Source organism: Halorhabdus salina (assembly GCF_013839425.1).
GTDB lineage: Archaea > Halobacteriota > Halobacteria > Halobacteriales > Haloarculaceae > Halorhabdus > Halorhabdus salina.
Window position 1 is genome coordinate 34,088 of sequence record NZ_JACDNP010000015.1, and the last position, 22,316, is coordinate 56,403.

Consider the following 22,316-nt stretch of genomic DNA (forward strand, 5'->3'; position numbering starts at 1 on the left):
TTCTTTGGCGGAGACTGGCTGTAAGTCGGCTTTCTGCACCCACTCGTGGACAGCCTTTCGCGAGCGTTGGACACCGGAGTTCTCAAATTCCGAAACTATATCCAAAAGTGATAGTATCGCGAGATGCAATCGAATACCAAGCTCCATCAGCCGGCGCGGTGACCGCTCGTGCTCTACGAAATCTAACTCAATCCAGTCGCTACTGCCACTGTGGCGTGTGATTTCTGGCATAGAACACCATATACTCACACCGTCTCACTTTTCACGCTTCACTACACACCGCCGATGGGGGCTATATGACGTTTGAGTGCTGTGTGTGGGGTGAATGGAGTGAAAATAACTAGGGTGAGGCCCTGGAGAACAGTACTGAAAAGTTGTTGAAAGGATCAAAGCTGATTTAATACACCGCATTGGATCATCATTCGTGGATCGAAGAGAGTTCCTGTCGGCTTGTTCTCTAATGGTGAGTTCCGTCACAGTCGGATGCAGTGGAAAAGAACGCGATATAACTGTCTCGTCTTTCGAAGTGAACTGTCACACATCCCAAATGACGAAATTGAATGGAACGATCGTGGACTTGCAATTTCTCGAAGCTTATCCCTACCGAAAGGGTGCTACGAGATCACTCATACTCTCGCTGGTCCAGCAGACGAAAACAAAATCCTCGTAGATATTACAGCGATTAGTAGTGATGCAGAAAACTGTGTCAGTTGTATATCAAGCGTAGGATATGTTACCGAGATCTCTTGGACTGGATACGATGTGAACAGAGTGATGCTGATCCACAATACGCCGGAACGGAACGAAATTGTCGATACATTCGTCAAAGAGAATGAAAACAGGCCGACGGAAGAAACATAAGGAATATATTTTGTTTGTATTGAAGTGCTTAACGTAACGTAATCTCACAGCGCTTCCTCGTACGCCTCAAGCGCCGTCTCGATGTCGTCCTCGGTGTGGGCGGCCGAGACGAACTGGGACTCGAACTGGTTGGGCGTCAGGAACACGCCCTGGTCTTTCATCGCCGGCCAGAACAACCGCTCCCAACGCTCGGTTTCGGCGCGATCGACGTCCGCGCCGTTCTTCGGACAGGCGTCGTAATTCGGACAGGACTCGCGCTGGCGACACCCTGATCCACAGTGGTTCTCGCCGCTCTCGCCGTCGCGGGTGAAGATCACTTTGAACATCGAGTCCGAGCCGACGACGGTGTATTCGGGGGCTCGGTCCGCGACGATGTCGGTCAACCCTTCGCGCATCTGCTGGCCGAGATCGTTGACGTGTTCCCAGACATCGTTCTCGGCAGCGTACCGGAGCGTTTCCAGTCCGGCAGCCATCGTCACCGGGTGGCCCGAGAAGGTTCCCGACTGGAAGACGTCGCCAGCGGGCGTGAACTGCTCGATAATCTCGCTTTTGCCGCCGATCGCCCCGACGGGGAACCCGCCGCCGACGATCTTCCCGAACGTCGTCACGTCGGGGTCGATCCCGAATTTCCCTTGGGCGCATTGGGGCCCACCCACGCGAAAGCCCGTGATCACCTCGTCGAAGATCAGGAGGGAGCCGTAGTCGTCACAGAGCTCCCGAAGGGTCTCGTGATACCCCTCGACGGGATGGACGATGCCGTGGTTCCCCAGGATCGGCTCGGTCAGGACGGCCGCGATCTCGTCGCCGTGGTTCTCGAAGACCGCCTCGACGTATTCTTCGTCGTTGAACGGGACGGTGATGGTGTGCTCGGCGAAGCTCTCGGGGATCCCGGGACTCGACGGCTGGGTGTGATGGCCTTCGCCCTCGACCAGTGTCGACTCCTGGGCCCCGTGATAGGAACCCTGCATGATGACGATCTTGTCCCGGCCGGTGTAGCCGCGAGCCAGCCGGACGGCCGAGACGGTCGCCTCCGTCCCCGAATTGACGAACCGCGTCATCTCGACGCTGGGGACGTGCCGGGCGAGGAACTCCGCGAGTTCGACCTCAACCTCGGTGGGCGCGCCGTACATCGGCCCTTCGGCAGCCCGCTGCTGGATGGCCGCTTGAACTGACTCGGGCTGGTCGTGGCCTAAGAGGAGCGGGCCGTAGCCCATCACGAAATCCAGATAGCGATTGCCGTCGGCGTCGATGACGTGCCCACCGTCGCCTTTCTCGACGAAGAAGGGGTAGGGCTGGATCGCCCGGACTGAAGAGTTGACGCCGCCGGGCATAACCGACAGCGCGCGATCGTACAGGTCGCGTGACTCGTCGTGGTTCATGGGCGGCGGTTCGGCCGGCAGTGGAAAGTAGTTGACGACGAACGGCCGACAGTTCCGAACGGTGCTGCCTTGGAAGTGCTCTCCGTTCTCCTGCGTCGTCCCCGAGCACGTCGCTGTGGAGACCACTGTCGCAGCCCAGTTGCTAGTGTGGCATCACATTTGTCTGACTCAGTCACGTTGTGCAGATATCCTTCCCATCCATTGATCCGATCGGGCGCTGTAGGTCCGTCATGCACGATCTCACCCAACCGATCGAGACCGGGATGCAGACCTATCCCGGTGATCCTCCCGTCGGCGTCGAATCCACCGCCACCCACGAGGCGGATGGCTATCGTGAATCCAGTCTCGCTTTGGGGACCCACACCGGCACCCACGTCGACGCGCCGGCCCACATCGTTCCAGGCGGTCGAACGCTCGGGGCGTTCGATCTCGGGTCGTTCGTCCGGACCGCCCGCCGGGTCGACTGCCGTGATCTCGATGCCCGTGAGGCGATCGCGGCAGATCGCGTTCCCACAGTCGACGACGACGTGGACTGTCTCGTCTTCTGGACGGGATGGGACGAGTTCTGGGACACCGATCGCTATCTCGACCACCCGTATCTCTCGGCGGCAGCCGCTGAGCAGTGTGCCAAACAGGGGGTAGCGGTCGCGCTCGACACCCTCAATCCTGATCCGACGCCCAGCGACCGGGCCAGCGAGGACGAGCCCGATGGATTTCCCGCTCACCACGCGCTACTGGGGGCTGGACTGTTGCTTTTCGAGAATCTGCAGCACCTCGGCGCGGTCAGCGAGCGGTTCGAGCTCCAGGCGTACCCACTTCGGCTGGATGCTGATGGCGCGCCTGTTCGAGCGATGGGCGTCTGAACGCTGTAGCAGTCCTGGCGAGCGATCACACGAGCACGACGAGGAGGGCCGTGCTGGCTGCCCCACAGGCAACGCCTGCGGCCGCGAGTTTCGCAGCCTGGAGGTCGTCGGCTCGTCGATCCGTCCACTCGGTGACCGGCTTCGCCTCACCGCCCGTGCCGCGGAAGTCATAGCGATCCAGCAACGCTAGCCGCACGCAGAAGGCTGTGTAGGCTTGCAAGCCCCACTCGAACCCGATCGACAGCGGGACGAACACGCCAACGAACACGGGTTCGGGTAGGAGGCCGACCGCCGTCCCGACGGTCCATCCCAGCGCCAGCGCGAATGCGATGGCGGCGATCGTGGCTCTGCGACGGCGCTGGACCGGACCGATGTTGCAGGCTCCTGGCTGATAGCCACTCATCGGTCGAAGTACGGTCGCGTCGCCGTTGTGTCTTCTGAACTTTGATCGGCTGTTCGTTCGGCTGCCTCGGCACGCCCTCACTGGCTCAGTGGCCGTCTCCGGCCGCTGTCGGTCGTCCCAGCAGCCAGCCGCCAAACAGTATCGCCCAGCACTGGATCGGCAGACTCACCAGCCGTTCGAGACCGCCGATCCCGAGCGGTGTGGACCCGCCCAGGACCAGAAACGCCGCCAGCGCGAGTAGCGCCACGCCACCTAGGGTGGCGGACAGCCAGCGGATCGCTCCTCGGGTCGTCGACGCGGCCAGGATAGCCGTCGTGCTGCCACCGGCGAAGGCGACTAGCGCGGCGAGTGCGTGCGGCCAGCCGACGTGGGCCGGAAGCGTCGCGACCCCGAGAATGCCCGTCCCGGTCACGACGAGGCCGCCCGCCAGCCGATCGTCGAGCGTCGACCGACCGATAGTCCCGGCAAGTACCACTAAGCCGCCCGAGACACCCATCGACAGCGTGAACACCGCGGCGGCTGGCTGGACGAGCCGACCTGTGGCGTCGGTCCCACCGAGGTCACTGATCGTCTGGGCGTGGATCGAGTAGCCTGGGTAAAGGGTGCCGGCGACGGTAACTCCGACTATCACGACGAAGCCGCCGACCGCGAGGACGGTGCCGGCCAGTCGCCTTCGCTCGATCTCTCGAACGGAATTCGCCACGCGTGCCAGCCCGACCGATGCCATACCGGCACTGCGGTAGCGCCCGGCAAAGTTCCCACAGGTGGGAGCATGCCAGCGCTCGACCGACTCGAGTCGTCGCCTGCCGTCAGACCGCGTCCGGTCCACTCTCGCCAGTCCGAACCTGCACGGCCTCGGCGACGGGGAGGACGAAGATCTTCCCGTCGCCCTTCTCGCCGGTATGTGCTGCCTCGCGAATGGCTTCGACGACGTCCTCGCTTGGCACGTCGGCGACCACGCATTCGATTTTGACCTTCTGGTGGAGGTCGACGACGTACTCCTCGCCGCGCCACTGGCCCTTCTTTGCGGCCTGAGAGCCACGGCCTGAGACCTGCGTCACCGTCAGTGACGCTGCGCCGACATCGGCGAGGGCGGTCTTGACGTCGCTCAACTTCGACGGTCGCACGATCGCCATCACGAGCTCGATATCACGATCGCCGGGCAGGCTGTCTGCCGTTTGGGCGGTGTCGACTGGCTCGACCGGCTCCGCGTCCTCGTCACTCATTGCGAACACCTCCATCGCTGCGCAGTCCCGCACCGTCGGTCATCACCCGCTCTTCGCCCATCCCGAACTCGGGGTAGGTCTCGACGCCGTGTTCGGCCGCGTCGAGGCCGTCGCGTTCGTGGCCGCTTGAAACCCGCGCCTGGCCGATCGCCCGCAGGCCGCGCCAGATCAGGCCAGTGGCAAGAATCGTCCAGGCGGCGATGACAGCGACACCGAGTATCTGGGCGACGAACGCCTCGAAGATACCCGCGCCGTCAGGGAGCATGCCCGGCGCGGCGACGAACGGGTACGCCAGGGCGCCGAGGATGCCGGCGCTCCCGTGGACGGGGAAGACAGCACAGACGTCGTCGATCTGGAGCCGTTTCTCGACGAACGCGAAGACGATCGGGAGCTGTGCGCCGGCGAGCCCGCCGACGACAAATGCGCCCCACCAGGCCGTCGTGTTCGGGATCGCGGTGATGCCGACCAGGCCGGCCAGCAACCCGTTAGCGACGTATAGCGTGTCGACCTTCCCGGTTTTGTACCACGCGACGAGCCCGGCACCCATCGCGCCCGCAGCCATCGAGAGCGTCGTCGTCATTGCGACCCGACCGAGCGCCTCGCCCATGAACGCGATGCCATCGCCTTCCGTGACGAAGATCTCGAACTGCGTGCCGACGTTGAACCCGTACCAGCCAAAGGCGAGCATGAGCGTCCCCAGCACGGCGAAAGTCATCGAGTGCCCGGGGATGACGTTCACGCCCCGCTCGTCGAAGCGGCCCAGTCGCGGCCCGAGGATCCAGGCCGCCGTCAGGCCGGCGAGCCCACCCATCCCGTGGACGATCATCCCGCCCGCAAAGTCCTGAAAAGCGATCTGTGTCCCGAATAGCTCTCCGGTCACGAGTGCGACCAGGCCCGGTTCGGCCGTCCACGTGAACCCGATCACGACCGGGTAGATGACCGCCGCCAGCGCGACGGTGTAGGTAACGTAGGCCCGGAGTTTCGCCCGACCGGCGACGGCCCCGGAGACGATCGTCGCCGCCGTCATCGCGAAGACGGCACCGAACAGCCAGTCGATCCAGTCGGTCGGTGCGAGATTGAAGGCGGGATCGAACCCAAACCCTGCGACCAGGTTCGAGACGCCGTAGCCGACGATGAAGAACAACGACACCCCGACACTCCAGGTCAAGAGGTTCTTTGTCAGCTGGTTGGCGACGTTTTTGGCCCTGACCTGGCCGGCCTCCAGCATGGCGAACCCGGCGTGCATGAAGAAAATCAGGAAGGTCACGACCAGAATCCAGAGGTTGTTGACTCCTTCAACTAGGACCGACGGGTCGACTGCCACGTCACCGCCACCCCCGTTCGGCGACGCTGCACAACGTTAGGTGTTCGTCCACATTACCTGCCGTTCCTGCGACGCTCGTTGCGTTCATGCCGGTTCGGCGGATGAGGCATCGGACTGTATATAGGTTCGCTTGAATCCGTCAGATATTGAGAGGCATAGATAGACAATTGTCCAGAATGACAAACAATATAATCTATATAAGGTCGTTCTCTGTCCAGCAGTTGGTCGGTGCTGGCATCAAAACTGACCGTTCGCACACCGGAGTTAGCCTAAAAACGGGGCACTGTCGCGGGGATCGCGCGCGAGATTAGCGGTCCTCGATTGGGGCCGGTTCGAACTCCGTGACAACGTTCAGCGCCACGTCGACGGTGATCGACCGGATCGATGTCTCGGATAGCAGTTCGGCGACCGACTCGTGCATATCGTCGGTGTCTCGGAAGGTCCCGAGCACGACGAAGTCGTCTGCGCCGGTCACTTCGTAGACGGCCCGAATCCAGGGGTAGGTCCCCAACGACTCGCCGACAGGGTCCGGCGGGCCATCTATCTGCAACCGGACGAGCCCAGTCACGTCGTATCCGAGTGCGTCGTAATCGACCCGCACGGTGTAGCCTTCGATGACGCCGGCGTCTTCGAGGCTCTCGATCCGGCGTTCGGCCACGTCGATGGCTACCCCTGCTTTGGCGGCCAGGTCCTGCGTCGAGGCCCGGCTGTCCTCGAGGAGGGCGTTCACAAGCGCGCGATCGGTCTCGTCTAAGTCCATTTCCTTGTGTCGGGTTAGACGGCTTCGGGGCCGCTTTCGCCGGTCCGAACCTGAATTGCGTCCTCGACCGGCAGGACGAAGATCTTGCCGTCGCCCTTCTCGCCGGTGTGGGCCGCCTCACGGATCGCCTCGACGACGTCTTCGGCGGGTATGTCGGAGACGACGCATTCGATTTTGACCTTCTGAAGCAGGTCGACGACGTACTCCTCGCCGCGCCACTGGCCCTTCTTTGCGGCCTGTGAACCACGGCCCGAGACCTGCGTCACCGTCAGCGATGGGGCACCGGCCTCCGCCAGTGCCTGTTTGACTGCACCGAGGCGGTCCGGCCGGACCATCGCCATCACGAGCTTGATTTCGTCGTCACTCATTCGTTCTCACCTCCGTTGGTCGAGCGACCACCGTCGGTCCGGACTTCACCGCCGTCGGGGCTGACGGCCGGGCCACTCCCGATCGTTCCGGGTTCGCCGCCGACGAACTCGGGGTAGACCGTCACGCCGTGTTCGCCCTCGTCGAGGCCCATGTCCTCTTCTTCGTCGGTGACGCGAAGCCCGAACAGGGCGTCGGCCAGACCGAACGCGACGACGCTACCGATGACCGCCCAGACGCCGATGACGACGACGCCGACGATCTGCATCACGAGTTGCGTGGCCGAGAACCCGGCCGTCGCGAAGATCGGGATCAAGGCAGTTCCGACGCCGCCGGCCATCCCGTGGACAGCGAAGACACCACAGACGTCGTCGATCTTCAGCGTGTCGACGGTGAACCGGAAGGTCGGCAGCACGAGCGCTCCGGCCAGTCCACCGAGGACCAGTCCGCCCCACCAGGTGACGTGTGGGACGGCGCCCGTGACAGCCACGAGGCCGGCCAGGAGTCCGTTAGCGGTCCAGAGCGGATCCGGCTTGCCCTGCCAGTACGACGAGACCACCATCGCCGCGATTGCGCCACCACCCATTCCGAGCGTGGTGTTCAGCGCGACACGTCCGAGTTTGGCACTCTGTAGAGAGTTCTCGGGACCGAATATCGACGCCGTGCCGACGTTGAACCCGAACCAGCCAAAGGCCAAGATTAGCGTGCCGAGAACGGCCAGTAGCATCGAGTGGCCGGGAATCGGGCGGCTGTTGCCCTCACTGTCGTACCGGCCTTTCCGTGGACCGACCATGTACGCACCTACGAGCCCGGCAATGCCACCAAGCATGTGGACGACGGTCGCTCCCGCGAAGTCCTGGTACCCGACGCCGATCGCCTCACCGAGGAATCCACCGCTTGCCAGCAGTCCGCCCCACCAGGCGAAAGCCTCGCTGGCGGGGTAGATGAACGCGGTCATCACGAACGCGACCACGACGTACGCTTTGAAGTCCATCCGTTCGGCAACGGCCCCCGAGACTATCGTCGCCGCCGTCATGGCGAAGACCGCACCGACGAGCCACCAGACCCAGCCGCTCGGATTACTCCAGTAGGCAAAGGCGGCTCCGATGTCGATCCCGCCGCCGCTGGTGGCAGGCCCGACAATCCCGGCGACGCCGTACCCGATCAAGAAGTAGACGACCACGCCGAGCGTCCAATCGGTCATGTTCTTCATCAATACGTTCCCGACGTTCTTTGCACGTACCTGCCCTGCCTCAAGCAGCGCGAAGCCGGGCTGCATGAAGAAGATCAGGAACGCAACGGTCAGTCCCCAGACGATGTTGATACCGCTGGCGACTTCCCCGCCGACAGCCATCTATGACACCCCCATTCCAGTGTTTGCGGTCATTTCTGATAGTCCGTATTCTTTTCCGCCGTATTCAGCAACATTCGTGGTTGCCATCTCGATTCGGTCCCAAGATAGGGTAGTATATAATTCCTGGGGTGAACGCGTTTTTATTTCGGGTCTATAATAGGGCAATTGTCTAAACTACAATAGAATATTAACTGTATAAGGTCATTGTTCGTCCAGAGAACGCGACGCTCTCGGACGAGAAACTGGACGTTCATCGACGGCGTTGGGTGGTCGACGTCAGAAACACGGGGTGAAAAGTCCGCGCGCGGATCGCGCCGAGGGGGATCTCCTCAGATTGCGTCTGTCCCGCTGTCGCCATTGCGAACTTGGACAGCATCGTTCACCGGCTGCACGAAGATCTTGCCGTCGCCTTTCTCGCCGGTGTGGGCCGCCTCACGGATCGCCGCGACGACGTCATCGGTTTGTTCGCTTTCGACGACAATCTCGACTTTGATCTTCTGGTGGAGGTCGACGACGTATTCCTCGCCGCGCCATTGGCTGGTTTTGGCTGGTTGCGATCCGCGGCCGGAGACTTGCGTCACCGTCAGCGACGGGGCACCCGCTTTCGCGAGAGCGGCCTTGACGTCGCTGAGTTTCTCCGGCCGGACGATCGCCATCACCAGTTCGAGGTCGGCGTCGGCATTCTCTCCCATAGCAAAAATCGTGGGCGGATCGGTATAAAACTCTCTCTGAGTATCAGCGATGAACAGTCACCAGCGTGCGACGATCAAGCATGCGGCGTATTGACCGACAGCTCCGGCCTGACCTGCTCCGCTCTGGGTCCACGCACTGGCCAATTACCACGGCCGCACACAGGATCCTCCACTGAGCGAGAACTCAGCCACGTTCCCCGAAGTCTCCCGTCTCTATAGTGGCGAGGAGTACTGTGATTGACCGTCCGGGAACGGGCGAGACGAGAAATCCGTCAGGACAGTTTGACTGACGCCGAGGGACTCATTCGTCTTCGATCACGTATTCTTCTTTCCACAGCCCCTGGGAAACCATGCCGATGTCGTGGTTGTCAGTTGTTGCCTCGATGGTTTCGCCCCTGGCGATGACACAGTCTCCGTCCGATACCTCGCGGGGGACGCTGTCGACCGGCATGATCTGTGCTGTACCAGTGCCGTCGTCGAGAGTAAACGTTGACTCACCGATTGCCGTCACTTCGCCTTTGATGTCGACGCCACTCTCGTTTGGCGCTACTGTGCCAATGTCGTCCTCGCCGGGTCCACAGGTCGGCCCGACGAAGGGGTAGGCTGCACAGCCAGTGAGCACCGTCATGGCCAGCAGCGTGCCCACGAGAAGCGAGCGCCGATGCGTCGATATCGATCCATCGAATGGCATGTCTTTCATGTGAATTCACCTCTCGTCTCGTTGGTCGGGAGTGTCGTAGCGGTGGGTAGCGCTTGCAGGATCCGGGCCAAACCCGGCAATCTTCCGGACGAATCCACCCAGGTATGATCCCACAAACGAGGGGATCACGACCGGTAGCGATGCCACCCCGACAATGAGGATCGCAATCCAACTCAAGAGATAGGCGATGGCGATCATAATGATCACTCCCAAGAGAATGGTACCCGCCCGAACGAATTCCCCGGTAACCGCGTAGTACAGCGCGGGAAATACGAATCCGAGAACGGCTATGACGACGGCAATTGCTGCGACCGGAATAACGAGACCGATCGCGAAATCCGATTCGTAGCCCGATAGCTCGTCACTCTCGACATAGTCCATCGCCTCGTTCGGCCGCCGTAGCGGAAATGCTATTGCCCCGACGATAGCGAAAAGCAGCGTGATACCGCCCATGTAGCCGAAAAACGCATTCGGTATCGGATCCCTGAACGACGCGACGATCGGCAGTTCATAGCGGAACAACTCAAAGAGTGAGGCAGGGCCGACAAACGCCCAGACCGTCAGGATCAGGCCCAGTACGATCCCGAGTCGGGTTCCGAACTCCTCTGCCGGGCCACTTTCCTCTTCTTCTCGGTCGGTGTCCCCGTCACCGTCCTCAGCATCCCCGCTCTCCCCTATCACGTCCATCTCTTATCACTCATGGCGAGTTTACCTTCGTCTATCAATAATAATCCTCCGATTCTGTTGAAATATGTGTCCCGCTGTTGTTGCAAACCCACAATAGCTCCTTGCCCTGGCTCACAGCCGCTCGGCCAGATCCTCGGCGAAGTACGTCAGGATCAGATCCGCACCCGCACGCTTGATCGACAGCAGCGACTCGTAGGCCGTTGCCTCCAGATCGAGCCAGTCTTGCTCGCTCGCGGCGTGCAACATGGCGTACTCCCCGCTGACGTTGTAGGCCGCAACAGGATGGTCGAAGCGCTCGCGCACGTCACGCACGATGTCGAGGTACGGCAGTGCGGGTTTGACCATCAACACGTCAGCCCCTTCCTCGACGTCCAATTCGACCTCGCGCATGGCCTCGCGCGCGTTCGCGGGATCCATCTGGTAGTGGCGGCGGTCGCCAAAGGCGGGCGCGCCGTCGGCGGCGTCCCGGAAGGGGCCATAGAAGGCCGACTCGTACTTGGCGGCGTAACTCATGATCGGGACCTCGGTGTGCCCGGCCTCGTCTAATCCCTCCCGAATCGCCCCGACCATACCGTCCATCATCGCGGAGGGGGCGACCATGTTCGCGCCGGCCTCGGCGTGTGAGACGGCTGTCCGGGCCAGCGCATCGAGCGTCGGGTCGTTTTCGACCGTCAGTGTCGGATCCTCGCGAGCCCCCGGTTCGAGGACGCCGCAGTGGCCGTGGTCGGTGTACTCACAGAGACAGACGTCGGTGATAACGTAGGCGTTGGTCTCTCGGGAGATCTCCCGGACGGCTTTCTGGACCACACCGTCTTTGGCCCAGGCGCGGGCTCCCTCGTTATCTTTCGACTCGGGGACGCCAAAGACGATGACGGCTTCGACGCCCGTCTCGCGGATCTCGCGAACCCGGTCAGCAGCCTCGGCAACGGGCACACGCTCGTGGCCGGGCATCGTCTCGATGGGAACACGTTCGTCGGTCGTGGCGTCGACGAACACGGGTGCGATCAGATCAGACGCGTCCAGTTCGGTCTCGCTGACCAGCGGCCGGACACCGTCGGTCCGGAGCCGACGCGGCCGTTGGGGACGGTGAGAGTCGGTCATCGGCAGGATTTCGGGCGAGGCCACTAAAGACGTTGTGTCACCGCCTGGCCGATCTCGATTGCTCTGTTTCTCCCAGTCTCACGCTGCTATTGGTTGGCCGGTCTTGCCGTCCACACCGTTGTCTCACGCAGTGTCTATCGTCGAAATCTTCTTTAGTGGACGCTTTGACTCTCCTTTAATATATGAAGTACGGTTACTTCGATGATGGTAGCCGGGAGTACGTAATCACTGACCCGGAGACACCCCGACCCTGGATCAACTATATCGGCCGCCAGGATTACGTGGGGCTGATCTCCAACACCGGCGGTGGATTCAGCTTCTACCAGGACGCTCGCTATCGGCGATTGATCCGGTATCGGTACAACAACGCGCCCCGAAACGTCGGCGGACGGGGGCTGTACGTCCGGGACGCCGAGACCGGCCAGTACTTCTCGCCGACCTGGCAACCAGCCAGAGTCGACCTGGACGACTACGAGTGTCGCCACGGGTTGGGCTACACGACGATCCGCGGCGAGAAGGACGACGTCGCCGCCGAAGTGACCTACTTTGTCCCGCCCGGCGAGGATCTGGAAGCGTGGCGCGTGACCGTCGAGAACGACAGCGACGAGCCCCGCAGCCTGCAGTTGTTCAGCCTTGTGGAGTTCTGTCTGTGGGACGCCATGGACGACAGCAGTAACTACCAGCGCAACTACAACACCGGCGAGGTCGAAGTCGACGATTCGGTCATCTACCAGAAGACCGAGTACCGCGAGCGCCGCAACCACTTCGCGTATTTCGCCTGTTCGGCCGACATCGATGGGTTCGACACCCAGCGCGATGCCTTCCTCGGCAACTACGAGGGCTTCGACGAACCGGCGGTCCTCGAAGACGGCGAAGCGACCGACTCCATTGCCCACGGCTGGGCACCGATCGGCTCGCATCAGATCGATATCGAACTCGAACCCGGCGAGAGCGAAGACATCGTCTTCCTGCTGGGTTATCACGAGAACCCCGAGGACGACAAATGGGAAGAAGCGGGCGTGATCAACAAGGAATACGTCGAGCAAACCATCGCGGAGTATCTCGACCCCGACGCTCTCGATGACTCCTTCGAAGCGCTCGAGGACTTCTGGGATGACCAACTCTCGGCGTTGCAAGTAGCGACGCCCGACGATGAGACCGACCGAATGGTCAACACCTGGAACCCGTACCAGAACACGGTCACGATGAACCTCGCCCGCTCGGCCTCGCTGTACGAGACCGGCCTGACGCGCGGGATCGGCTTCCGTGACTCCCTGCAGGACCAGCTGGCTGTGCTCCACCAGTTCCCGGAGCGAGCGCGCCAGCGGATTCTCGACCTCGCGAAGATCCAGCATAAAGACGGCGGGGCCTACCACCAGTACACCCCGCTGACGGGCGAAGGCAACGCCGACATCGGCGGCGGGTTCAACGACGACCCGATGTGGCTCGTGATGTCCACCGCGGCCTACGTCAAGGAGACCGGCGACACCTCGATCCTCGAAGAAGAGACTGTCTTCGAGAACGAACCCGGCACCGAGGCACCGCTCGCGGAACACCTCCAGCGGGCCGTCGAGTACGTCCGGGAACGTCGTGGCCCCCACGACCTGCCGCTGATCGGCCACGCCGACTGGAACGACTGTCTGAACCTCAACTGCTTCTCCGAGAACCCCGACGAGTCCTTCCAGACGGCCGAACACGACGTCTCCGAGGAACGCGCCGAGTCGGTGTTCATCGGCGGGCAGTTCGTCTACGCGCTCGAAGAACTCGCCGAACTCGCCGACCAGACCGACGTCCTCCCCGAGTCCGCCGACGAGTATCAGGACTATGCCGACGAGATGGCCGCGGCAGTCGAAGACGCCGGGTGGGACGGCGCGTGGTTCCGGCGGGCCTACGACCACTACAGCGACCCAATCGGCTCCTCGGAGAACGACGAAGGGCAGATCTTCGTCGAATCCAACGGCATGTGCGGCATGGCCGAGATCGGTCGCGAGGACGGCAAGGTCCAGGAGGCGATGGAGTCGGTGCGTAAACGGCTGGCGACCGAACACGGGATCGTGCTCCACCAGCCCGCCTTCACCGAGTACGACAAGCGCTACGGGGAGATCACCTCCTACCCGCCGGGCTACAAGGAAAACGGCAGCGTGTTCTGTCACACCAATCCGTGGATCATGATCACCGAGGCCAAACTCGGCAACGGCGAGCGGGCCTTCGACTACTACAAGCGAATCTGCCCGGCCGCCCGCGAGGAGATCAGTGACGTCCACACCACCGAGCCCTATGTCTACGCCCAGACCATCGCCGGGCCCGACACCCCGACCACCGGCGAGGCCAAGAACTCCTGGCTGACCGGCACGGCGGCCTGGAACTACGTGGCGATCACCCAGCACATCCTGGGCGTGCGACCCGAGCACGACGGCCTCGTGGTCGATCCGTCGATCCCCGCTGACTGGGACGGCTTCGAAATGACTCGGGAGTTCCGCGGCGCGACCTATGAGCTCGAAGTCGAGAATCCCGACGGCGTCGAGAGCGGCGTCGAGCGCGTCGAAGTCGACGGCGAGGACATCGACGGGAACGTACTGCCCGCCTTCGAGGACGGCGATACCCACGACGTGCGGGTCGTGATGGGGTGAGGGGGACGATCGCACTTGTCCGTCACGCCACAGTACGACAGGTCCGACGGTACCACCACCGGACGTGTCGACATGTCTTCCACTACCACGATCGCCCTGGACCCACGTCGACGGATTCAGAACGGAAACCCGCCGTAGCGCAGATACACCATATCGAGAATAAGCAACAGCTGGAACAGTCCCTGCAGGCCGCCGAGCATGGCGTTTTGTTTCCCGATCGTCGCGATGACTCCGCTATCGGGTCGTTCGCTGGTCATCTCCCGGTAGATTCGCAACTCGCCGGGCATCAGGAAACCAAAGCCCTGCACGGAGAGGATCGTCACGATCGCCAAAGCGACGGCGATGGCGGGGTCGATCGCCGGGAAGGCACCGACCGTCAGCGCGACCCAGGAAAGCGAGCCGACCGTTGCGACGCCAAAGGGGGCCTGCCAGCGCCAGTCCCGCCAGGCATCGAGTCGCCAGCCGACCAATAGGAGGATCGGGATCACATTCGCCGCGGTGAACAGTGCCAGCCACCCGTCGCCGTCCGCCAGATACCCGATCCGCAGTGCAAGCGCGATCCCCGAGGCGATGGCCACTGTCGCCAGCGACGGCAAGAGAAACTCCGTCTTGGGTGTCAATCGCTCGAAAACGGCGGCACTCTCCTCCTCGTCAAGGCCCCCGATCACTGGCCCAAGCACCGCGCCGATGAAGACGTCGATGCCCGTCCAGAGAACGCCAGCCATGACGTGGACGTAGGTGTGCTGTTGGATCGATGCGACTGTCAGCGCGTAGCCGAGTGCCGAAAGCGGGATCACGACGACTGCGAGTGCAAAGGCCGGATTCGCCCGTCGAGCCATGCCCGAGATCGTCCCACGAATCGTCGTTTGCATACGGGACGGCAATTCAGACACTGAGTGAAAACGCTACGTCACCCCGCAACAGCGGCCGGTTTTCGCATGGAACGCGTTGAAGCGTGTCCGGGCGTCGGCGTTAACCCGGTTCGGATCGAACGGTCGGCCATGAGCCTCGCGTGTGAGTTCAAACTGCACTCTCCGGAGCTGCCCCTCACGTCGGTCGCTGCCGACCTCGAAACGGTTCTGCACGTCGAGGACGTAACCTGGGGCCCCAGAGAGTTCCCTGCCCTGGTGTTCTCGGCGGCTGGCGTCGATCCGGACCGTCTCGCGGACCGCCTCGACGATCGGCCCTTGATCCGTGAGTCCGTCGCCCTCGAGTCGACGTACGCCGAATCCAGATACCGGGTCTGTCTCGACGGCGATCCGACCGGCGTCTATGGCCATCTCGTCGAACTCAGGACCTACCCGGTCGGAGCGACGGTGAGCGAACGGGGATGGACGGTCAGCGCCCGGTTTGCAGACCGGAGTGACCTCGACGCGTTCCGGAACGCCTGCAGCGGGACCGACGTCGAGTTTCGCCCGTTACGCGTCTTCGAAACGGAGGCCGACCCGGCCGACGACTACGGCTTGACGGCGGCCCAACACGAAGCATTGCTCGCGGCCACCCGGATGGGCTACTTCGATATCCCCCGGGACGCCGACCTCGCGGACCTCGCCGACGAACTCGAAACGACCACCTCGGCACTTTCCGAACGATTACGGCGCGGACATCGCCAGTTGATCGACCGAACGATCGCCAGGTCGAGTTGAGGTGTGACGACAGCCCACTTCTTATAAATGGCAGGACATATCCTGCAAACTGTTAGCGCCAGGGAATGTGTACGATCATTTGTATGGCGCCGATGGCCGACTCGCCTTGCGGTCTCGTCGCCATCGACCACGAGTGATAGCTATGATGACACCACCGACGGTCGACTCGCACAGCGCACGTCGAACCACCGACGCCATTCGGGAGGGGATTCGATGAGCGTCCGAAAACACCCACGGACCCCACCCGCGAGAGAGCGCCACGCCCACATCGCTGGCGGCGGCATCGCGGGACTGGCGGCCGCCGCGTTCCTGATCCGGGACGGGAATGTCCCCGGCGAGAACGTCCACGTCTACGAGAAACTCGACGTGATGGGCGGCGCGATGGACGGTGCGGGCGATCCCGAGGACGGCTATGTCATCCGTGGCGGACGGATGTTCACCTTCCCCGCCTACGAGTGTACCTGGGACCTCTTCCGGACGATTCCCTCCCTGGAGGACCCCGACACCTCCGTCAAGGCGGAGATGAACGAGTTCAATCGGATCCACGAATCCCACGCAGAGACGCGGCTGATGTCGGGCAGTCGCCGGATCGACGCCTCGAACAACCAGTTGACCACCAGGCACCGACTCCAGATGGCTCGCCTGCTCGCAACGCCCGAGGAGCGCCTGGGTGACACCCGGATCGAGGAGTGGTTCAGTGACGGCTTCTTCGAGACGAACTTCTGGTACGTCTGGGCGACCATCTTCGCCTTCCAGCCCTGGCACAGCGTCGCCGAGGTGCGCCGGTACATGTACCGGTTCTTCCAGGAGTTCCCCCAGTTGCACACCATGGAGGGCATCGATCGGACCAAGTACAACCAGTACGACTCGATGATCCTGCCGCTCCGGCGGTGGCTCGACGAGAAGGGCGTCGACTTCCAGTACGGCTGTGAGGTGACCGACATGGACATCGTCACCGACCGCGCAGGCCGGACCGTCGACCGCATCCACATGGAGAGCGGCGACAGCCACGAGACCGTCGACGTCGACCCGACAGACATGGTGTTCGTCACGAACGGGTCGATGACCGACGGGTCGGACCTCGGGGCGATGGACGAAGCCCCCGAAACGAAGCAGACCGGCGCATCCTGGGAACTCTGGCGGAACCTCGCCGAAGACAACCCGCAGTTCGGGAACCCCGAGGTGTTCGCGGGCAACGTTCAGGAGACCAAGTGGGAGTCGTTCACCGTCACGCTGCACAACACCGACCTGTTCGAGCACATCGTCGAGTTCACACAGGAGGAACCCGGCAATGGCCTGACGACCTACGTCGACTCGAACTGGCTCATGTCCACCGTAGTCGCCGCCCAGCCACACTTCGCGAACCAGCCAGACGACGTGAAAGTCTTCTGGGGCTACGCACTGTTCCCCGACCGCAAGGGCAACTACGTCGAGAAGAAGATGTCAGAGTGTACCGGCCGGGAGATCCTCGAGGAACTGTGCTATCATCTGGACTGCGAGGATCGCCTGCCGGAGATACTGGAGGACGTGAACTGCATCCCGTGTATGATGCCGTTCATCACGGCCCACTTCCAGCCCCGGGAACCCGGCGATCGGCCGAGAGTCGTCCCGGACGGGTCGAACAACCTCGCCTTCCTGGGCCAGTACGCCGAGATGGACCGGGACGTCGTGTTCACCGTCGAGTACTCGGTGCGTTCGGCCATGACTGCGGTCTACGAATTCCTGGACCTCGACCAGGACGAGACTCCGCCGATCAGCAAATACTATCGCAAGCCCGGAGTGCTACTGGACGGGATCAAAGCCGCCTACCGGTGACCCGTCAAGATCGCCTTCCTGACGGCGATCATTGGGGCCAAGTCGGTCGTCGACTGTTTTCCGGTCGATATAACGAAGCTTTATGAAGGAATACATTGTTTCTAGACAACATGACGCTTGATCTAACACGTCGACAAGTGCTCGCCGCGGGCGGGATGGGTGCCGCCAGCATCGGCGCTGGAGCGTTCACCTACGTCAATATTCTGGATGGCGGCAGTAGTTTCAGTACCGACGCACCTCCATTGGGGTGGATCGGCGACAACATGCGATGGGACAGCGATACGAGAGACTGGCAGACGCTCTACGCCTGGGACCAGTCCGAATACGAGCGAATCACCGGGAGTCTCTCCGAGAGCGCGAGATCGTGGTGGGACCGCGGACAGCTCCGACTCGGTGGTCACGGCGAGACGATCAGCGAGGCGATCACGATCGAATCGCTCGTCAGGTCCGACAGGGGGTTCGCGACGACCGGCACGGTCGACGTCGAGACACTCCGCTCGGAAAATTTCCCGGACCCCTGGATCCGAAACATGCTGAAGAATCAAGGCCATGCCATCGACGTCAGTGTCAAACACGTACAATCACATCGCGGCCTGGACGTGTATCGCCAGCAGTTCACTGACGAACCACACGTGCGAGCGATCGCAATGAACGATTCGATGTGTATTGTGACGAACCTCCACCAGCAGCCACAGCAAGCCATCGACTGGGCGACAACCCTCGCCGATAACTGGATCGCTGATCGGGAACACCCGACAGAACTGGACGATCCGTTCGGTCGATTCGTCTCGCTCCTCGACCCCGGATTCGTTGCGGACCTGGGATATCTCGACGCCGATGTACTCTTGGGCGGGACAGTATCGATCGACGGTGACACTGGAACGATTCGGGAGGTCATGCTGGCCCCGGATCATATATCGTCCGGCTGTGAAGACGTCTACAGAGAGAATCTGGATGCCATGATCGAGCGTCTACCGGAGTACGATACCGACATCGAAGCGAGTCTCGATGTCTCCGACGGGGCCGGCATCCTCGAACTGACGAAGCCCGTCGACGAACTCGAAGGCGGCAGTAAGCTTCCCGGGGCCGGAGGCTACCTTTCCGAGATGGGACTCTACCTCACTGAGTCCTGTTGACCAACCTGTCCGAGATCACCACGCGCCGTCGAATTCCTCGTGGGTGAACGGGAGTGCGTCCTCGCCGGCGTAGGAAGCGACCAGGTGCCCGTCGCCCTCCAGATAGTACTTGTACGTCGTCAGTCCATCCAGGCCGACCGGGCCGCGGGCGTGAATCTTGCCCGTCGAGATGCCGACTTCCGCACCCAAGCCGTAGCGATAGCCGTCGGCGAAGCGCGTCGAGGCGTTGTGGAAGACGCTGGCGGCATCGATCGCGGTCATGAACTGTCGGGCGCGGTCGTCGTCTTCAGTCAGGATCGACTCGGTGTGTTTCGAACCGTTCGTGTTGACGTGATCGATGGCATCGGGCAGCGAATCGACGACCTTGATCGCGAGGATCAGGTCGCCGTACTCCGTCCGCCAATCCTCGTCGGTGGCGGCGGCCACGTCGACATCTTCGAGAATCTCCCGGGTCCGTTCGTCACCACGCAGTTCGACGCCGGCCTCGGCGTAGCGATCGGCGACCGCAGGCAGGAACTGCTCGGCCACGTCCTCGTGGACCAGCAGCGTCTCGACGGCGTTACAGACCGCGGGATACTGAACCTTTGCGTCGTACGCGACATCGACGGCTTCGTCCAGATCTGCCTCCCGATCCACGTAGACGTGACAGACGCCCTCGGTGTGGCCCAGCACGGGGATCTGGGTGTTGTCCTGGACGTAGCTGACGAATTCGGAACTCCCGCGGGGCATCAGCAGGTCGATGTACTCGTCCATTTCGAGGACGGTGTCGACGGCCTCGCGAGCCTCGATCAACTGGACCCAGCCCTCGGGGATGGCCTCGACTTCCTGGGCTGCCTCGCGAATGATCTCGAAGAGTTTCCGGTTGGACTCGCTGGCCTCGCTGCCGCCCTTGAGGATGACCGCGTTGCCCGATTTCAGCGCCAGGCTGGCGATCTGAACCAGGGCGTCGGGCCGGGACTCGAAGACTGTCCCGATGACGCCGATGGGGACCGCGACCTTGTAGAGGTCAAGATCGTCGTCGAGATGGCGGGCCGCCAGCGTTTCGCCCAGCGGATCGTCCATGTCGGCGACGCTCTCGACCATCTCGACGATCGAGTCGACCTTTCCGTCGTCGACTTTCAGCCGATCGACCAGGGCTTGGGTGTATTCTCCCTTCGCGAGCAGTTCCTCGGCCGCCGCGACGTCCTCGTCGTTGACGGCGATGACCGTCTCCCGGTGGTCGTCGATCGCCTCCGCGATCGCCCCCAGGGCGGCGTTGCGCTGCTCGACATCGACGTTCGCGAGTTCGAGGGCAGCCCGCTCGGCGGCCTCGACTTTGCGTTCGGTCTCCGCGTCACTCATCGTAGGCCCCGTTGACAGGCAGGAATATTGTGCCCACCGGTTTCGACTCGGCGATCCGGGCCAGCACGTCGGGTTCGGCCGAGCCCGCGATCACCGCCGGAATCCCGTGTTCGTTGGCCGACCGAGCGCCCTCGACTTTCGTCGTAATGCCGCCGAACCCGTCGGTCGCACTCGCCTCGACGGCCTGCTGGACGGCACCGTAGTTGCGACCGACGGCCTCGATCTTCCGGGCGTCGTCGTCGACTTTCGGGTTGCCCGTGTAGACGCCGTCGACGTCCGTCAACGTCACCAGCAGGTCGGCATCGACCCCGACCGCGATCGACGAGGAGAGCATGTCGTTGTCGCCGATCTGGATCTCTTCGATGGCGACGGCGTCGTTCTCGTTGACGATCGGGACGACGCCCCATTCGAGCAGCGTCTCGACCGTGTTCCGGAAGTTCGTAAAGCGCTCGGGGTCCTCCAGGTCGGCCTGCGTGACGAGGATCTGAGCGATCTTCCGGTCGTAGCGTTCGAAACTCTCGGTATAGGACCGCATCAGGTGACTCTGGCCGACCGTCGACAGTGCCTGGGAGGCCTCGACGGTGTCGATATCGATGTCGACCCGCCCCGTCCCGGCCCCGATCGCGCCTGAGGAAACCAGGAGTACCTCCTTCTCACGTTCCAGCAGGTCTTCGATGTCGTCGACCAGTTTGTCGAGTTTTCCGCGATCGAGATTGGATGCCTCGTCCGTCAGGGAGTTCGTCCCGGCCTTGACGACGACGCGCTCGGCGTCTGCGGCGAGTTCGCGAACCCTCTCGATCTCGTCGGGGTCGACCGCGTCACTCATCGGTTACCTCGCTGTATATCTCCGCTGACCGACGTTCTGTGGCTACCCAGTTCTCAGTGCCGTTTCGTATGTCGGCTGTCCCCTTACGGTGGCGATCGATGGGAGTGACGTATCTCATTGTGGGGAGACAAAATGGGCGACGGACAAACCTACTACGATTCACAACGAGTTTTCCATCTAAATATTAATAACCAGGAAATATAAAACGTCTCGACAGAAACAACTACATACGGTAATAACACTAAAATATGAATTATAGAATATCAGATATAGTTGTTATTATACTCTCCGTGGCGGTTATGGGATGGAGCCTCCTGTGGATCCAGCAACTACTATTTGGGATTGTGGCCGTCGTCGGTTTGACAACGACATACGCCAAGTGGCGACAAGAACAACCCGAGGAGGCAGGTTTGCTGATGGCCCTCTGGAGTTTGATTGCAGTCGCTGCTTGGACAAGCAATCTACGAATTATCCTCGGATCGATCGCAATAGCGGCAATTGTCTACGCAGCGTGGACACTATGACGAATATCGGTATTTAGGGACGTCTATGCGTCTCCGAGAACTCGTCCGAGAATGTGCCTCAGCGAGAAGCATCCAGCTAAAACTAGTTTCAGTTCGTCTCGTACTCCCAAGCGAAGCGTAATGCCAACGCAGCCTCTCCACGACGGGGGTCAATTTCCGCTGGTAATCAGTGATTCGAGTGAATCTGGGAATTTCTCACCTCACTTATCGTCGACTTCACTGGTCGCTCTTGTGAAGCACATTATTGATGGAGAGCCCTCTTTCGATTCCGGAACGTGTGAGCTGGATCGAGAACCTGGTTGTACGCGGATATATCGGCCAGTTACTGAGTGAGGTCTGCAACGGATAACTGTATCAACGATCTCCTACAGAAGAGCGAACCAGGGTTATGATATCAAGCCCCATCCAAAGGCGACAAGTAAATATGATACGTCGAATGGAATGGTTTCAATATCTGCTGATGAAATCAGTGTAGAAGATATTAGAGTTATTCCTCCAGACGTCGAAAGTATTGATCTTGATGAACTCTACAATAAATTAGTCGGACTCTTTTTCGGTTTTTCCACAGGCTTAACTACTGCCACTCCATACTTCTAAATTCTCTTCAGTTGTAATACGGATCTCAGCGTTAATACAATTCAACTCCTGAACAGCCCCTAATTCCGTGGATATTTCTGTGTTT

20 protein-coding genes and 1 pseudogene are annotated in these 22,316 nt (G+C 61.6%); 5 read left to right on the top strand and 16 right to left on the bottom strand.

The window, feature by feature from the left end; all coding sequences use genetic code 11:
* Both HZR20_RS13650 and hemL read right to left on the bottom strand, forming a co-directional pair.
* A pseudogene (locus HZR20_RS13650) lies at window positions 1-231 on the bottom strand (IS6 family transposase); the annotation flags it as partial.
* 674 nt (window positions 232-905) lie between these two features.
* On the bottom strand, window positions 906-2,240 hold the full coding sequence (gene hemL, locus HZR20_RS13655; protein ID WP_181687296.1) for a glutamate-1-semialdehyde 2,1-aminomutase: 1,335 nt from the start codon (window positions 2,238-2,240) through the stop codon (window positions 906-908).
* Between the two features lie 230 nt (window positions 2,241-2,470).
* Here hemL and HZR20_RS13660 point away from each other — a divergent pair, with 230 nt between their 5' ends.
* The gene (locus HZR20_RS13660) at window positions 2,471-3,103 is read left to right on the top strand and encodes a cyclase family protein (RefSeq protein WP_181687297.1); all 633 of its coding nucleotides are present in this window, start codon (window positions 2,471-2,473) and stop codon (window positions 3,101-3,103) included.
* Window positions 3,104-3,128: 25 nt separating this feature from the next.
* On the opposite strand, the gene HZR20_RS13665 is transcribed toward HZR20_RS13660, so the two are convergent.
* The 11 genes from HZR20_RS13665 to hemB all read right to left on the bottom strand — a co-directional run bounded on the left by HZR20_RS13665 (window position 3,129) and on the right by hemB (window position 11,716).
* Window positions 3,129-3,506: a hypothetical protein gene (locus HZR20_RS13665; RefSeq protein WP_181687298.1), complete on the bottom strand. Its 378-nt coding sequence runs from the start codon at window positions 3,504-3,506 to the stop codon at window positions 3,129-3,131.
* Window positions 3,507-3,591: 85 nt separating this feature from the next.
* Window positions 3,592-4,233 carry a DUF998 domain-containing protein gene (locus HZR20_RS13670; protein WP_181687299.1) on the bottom strand — a complete coding sequence of 214 codons (642 nt, stop codon included), beginning with the start codon at window positions 4,231-4,233 and terminating at the stop codon, window positions 3,592-3,594.
* Window positions 4,234-4,315: 82 nt separating this feature from the next.
* Window positions 4,316-4,642: a P-II family nitrogen regulator gene (locus HZR20_RS13675; protein WP_258560456.1), complete on the bottom strand. Its 327-nt coding sequence runs from the start codon at window positions 4,640-4,642 to the stop codon at window positions 4,316-4,318.
* Window positions 4,643-4,724: 82 nt separating this feature from the next.
* Window positions 4,725-6,056: an ammonium transporter gene (locus HZR20_RS13680; protein WP_374057597.1), complete on the bottom strand. Its 1,332-nt coding sequence runs from the start codon at window positions 6,054-6,056 to the stop codon at window positions 4,725-4,727.
* Window positions 6,057-6,363: 307 nt separating this feature from the next.
* Window positions 6,364-6,816 carry an Lrp/AsnC family transcriptional regulator gene (locus HZR20_RS13685; RefSeq protein WP_181687301.1) on the bottom strand — a complete coding sequence of 151 codons (453 nt, stop codon included), beginning with the start codon at window positions 6,814-6,816 and terminating at the stop codon, window positions 6,364-6,366.
* A 14-nt stretch (window positions 6,817-6,830) separates the two neighbouring features.
* A complete protein-coding gene (locus HZR20_RS13690; protein WP_181687302.1) occupies window positions 6,831-7,184 on the bottom strand; it encodes a P-II family nitrogen regulator in 354 nt (117 codons plus the stop codon).
* Window positions 7,181-8,536, bottom strand: coding sequence for an ammonium transporter (locus HZR20_RS13695; protein WP_181687303.1), 1,356 nt, complete (start codon window positions 8,534-8,536; stop codon window positions 7,181-7,183). Before HZR20_RS13695 ends, HZR20_RS13690 begins: the two co-directional genes overlap by 4 nt.
* A gap of 329 nt (window positions 8,537-8,865) precedes the next feature.
* Window positions 8,866-9,228 carry a P-II family nitrogen regulator gene (locus HZR20_RS13700; RefSeq protein ID WP_181687304.1) on the bottom strand — a complete coding sequence of 121 codons (363 nt, stop codon included), beginning with the start codon at window positions 9,226-9,228 and terminating at the stop codon, window positions 8,866-8,868.
* A gap of 301 nt (window positions 9,229-9,529) precedes the next feature.
* A complete protein-coding gene (locus HZR20_RS13705; RefSeq protein ID WP_181687305.1) occupies window positions 9,530-9,928 on the bottom strand; it encodes an OB-fold nucleic acid binding domain-containing protein in 399 nt (132 codons plus the stop codon).
* A gap of 6 nt (window positions 9,929-9,934) precedes the next feature.
* Entirely contained in the window at window positions 9,935-10,615 is a 681-nt protein-coding gene (locus HZR20_RS13710; protein WP_181687306.1) for a hypothetical protein, read from the bottom strand.
* Window positions 10,616-10,726: 111 nt separating this feature from the next.
* Complete coding sequence (gene hemB / locus HZR20_RS13715; protein ID WP_181687307.1) at window positions 10,727-11,716, bottom strand: porphobilinogen synthase; 990 nt, start codon at window positions 11,714-11,716, stop codon at window positions 10,727-10,729.
* A gap of 182 nt (window positions 11,717-11,898) precedes the next feature.
* Between hemB and HZR20_RS13720 the strand changes: the two genes are divergently transcribed.
* Window positions 11,899-14,346, top strand: coding sequence for a GH36-type glycosyl hydrolase domain-containing protein (locus HZR20_RS13720; protein ID WP_181687308.1), 2,448 nt, complete (start codon window positions 11,899-11,901; stop codon window positions 14,344-14,346).
* Window positions 14,347-14,462: 116 nt separating this feature from the next.
* Here HZR20_RS13720 and HZR20_RS13725 read toward each other — a convergent pair whose 3' ends face one another.
* Window positions 14,463-15,185: a hypothetical protein gene (locus HZR20_RS13725; RefSeq protein WP_181687315.1), complete on the bottom strand. Its 723-nt coding sequence runs from the start codon at window positions 15,183-15,185 to the stop codon at window positions 14,463-14,465.
* 162 nt (window positions 15,186-15,347) lie between these two features.
* Between HZR20_RS13725 and HZR20_RS13730 the strand changes: the two genes are divergently transcribed.
* From HZR20_RS13730 to HZR20_RS13740, 3 genes are all read left to right on the top strand, one after another.
* Window positions 15,348-15,992, top strand: coding sequence for a helix-turn-helix domain-containing protein (locus HZR20_RS13730; RefSeq protein ID WP_181687316.1), 645 nt, complete (start codon window positions 15,348-15,350; stop codon window positions 15,990-15,992).
* A gap of 213 nt (window positions 15,993-16,205) precedes the next feature.
* Window positions 16,206-17,807, top strand: a complete 1,602-nt coding sequence (locus HZR20_RS13735; RefSeq protein WP_181687309.1) for an oleate hydratase — start codon at window positions 16,206-16,208, stop codon at window positions 17,805-17,807.
* Between the two features lie 110 nt (window positions 17,808-17,917).
* On the top strand, window positions 17,918-18,943 hold the full coding sequence (locus HZR20_RS13740) for a hypothetical protein (protein ID WP_181687310.1): 1,026 nt from the start codon (window positions 17,918-17,920) through the stop codon (window positions 18,941-18,943).
* A gap of 15 nt (window positions 18,944-18,958) precedes the next feature.
* On the opposite strand, the gene HZR20_RS13745 is transcribed toward HZR20_RS13740, so the two are convergent.
* Complete coding sequence (locus tag HZR20_RS13745) at window positions 18,959-20,284, bottom strand: glutamate-5-semialdehyde dehydrogenase (RefSeq protein WP_181687311.1); 1,326 nt, start codon at window positions 20,282-20,284, stop codon at window positions 18,959-18,961.
* The gene (gene proB, locus HZR20_RS13750) at window positions 20,277-21,110 is read right to left on the bottom strand and encodes a glutamate 5-kinase (RefSeq protein ID WP_181687312.1); all 834 of its coding nucleotides are present in this window, start codon (window positions 21,108-21,110) and stop codon (window positions 20,277-20,279) included. The genes HZR20_RS13745 and proB overlap by 8 nt, the downstream gene beginning before the upstream one ends.
* Window positions 21,111-22,316: the final 1,206 nt, after the last annotated feature.

Bases quoted from the DNA above. Each gene is read 5' to 3' on its own strand.
- hemL (WP_181687296.1), bottom strand. From the start codon at position 2,240: ATGAACCACGACGAGTCACGCGACCTGTACGATCGCGCGCTGTCGGTT.
- HZR20_RS13660 (WP_181687297.1), top strand. From the start codon at position 2,471: ATGCACGATCTCACCCAACCGATCGAGACCGGGATGCAGACCTATCCC.
- HZR20_RS13665 (WP_181687298.1), bottom strand. From the start codon at position 3,506: ATGAGTGGCTATCAGCCAGGAGCCTGCAACATCGGTCCGGTCCAGCGC.
- HZR20_RS13670 (WP_181687299.1), bottom strand. From the start codon at position 4,233: ATGGCATCGGTCGGGCTGGCACGCGTGGCGAATTCCGTTCGAGAGATC.
- HZR20_RS13675 (WP_258560456.1), bottom strand. From the start codon at position 4,642: ATGGCGATCGTGCGACCGTCGAAGTTGAGCGACGTCAAGACCGCCCTC.
- HZR20_RS13685 (WP_181687301.1), bottom strand. From the start codon at position 6,816: ATGGACTTAGACGAGACCGATCGCGCGCTTGTGAACGCCCTCCTCGAG.
- HZR20_RS13690 (WP_181687302.1), bottom strand. From the start codon at position 7,184: ATGAGTGACGACGAAATCAAGCTCGTGATGGCGATGGTCCGGCCGGAC.
- HZR20_RS13695 (WP_181687303.1), bottom strand. From the start codon at position 8,536: ATGGCTGTCGGCGGGGAAGTCGCCAGCGGTATCAACATCGTCTGGGGA.
- HZR20_RS13700 (WP_181687304.1), bottom strand. From the start codon at position 9,228: ATGGGAGAGAATGCCGACGCCGACCTCGAACTGGTGATGGCGATCGTC.
- HZR20_RS13705 (WP_181687305.1), bottom strand. From the start codon at position 9,928: ATGAAAGACATGCCATTCGATGGATCGATATCGACGCATCGGCGCTCG.
- HZR20_RS13710 (WP_181687306.1), bottom strand. From the start codon at position 10,615: ATGGACGTGATAGGGGAGAGCGGGGATGCTGAGGACGGTGACGGGGAC.
- hemB (WP_181687307.1), bottom strand. From the start codon at position 11,716: ATGACCGACTCTCACCGTCCCCAACGGCCGCGTCGGCTCCGGACCGAC.
- HZR20_RS13720 (WP_181687308.1), top strand. From the start codon at position 11,899: ATGAAGTACGGTTACTTCGATGATGGTAGCCGGGAGTACGTAATCACT.
- HZR20_RS13725 (WP_181687315.1), bottom strand. From the start codon at position 15,185: ATGGCTCGACGGGCGAATCCGGCCTTTGCACTCGCAGTCGTCGTGATC.
- HZR20_RS13730 (WP_181687316.1), top strand. From the start codon at position 15,348: ATGAGCCTCGCGTGTGAGTTCAAACTGCACTCTCCGGAGCTGCCCCTC.
- HZR20_RS13735 (WP_181687309.1), top strand. From the start codon at position 16,206: ATGAGCGTCCGAAAACACCCACGGACCCCACCCGCGAGAGAGCGCCAC.
- HZR20_RS13740 (WP_181687310.1), top strand. From the start codon at position 17,918: ATGACGCTTGATCTAACACGTCGACAAGTGCTCGCCGCGGGCGGGATG.
- HZR20_RS13745 (WP_181687311.1), bottom strand. From the start codon at position 20,284: ATGAGTGACGCGGAGACCGAACGCAAAGTCGAGGCCGCCGAGCGGGCT.
- proB (WP_181687312.1), bottom strand. From the start codon at position 21,110: ATGAGTGACGCGGTCGACCCCGACGAGATCGAGAGGGTTCGCGAACTC.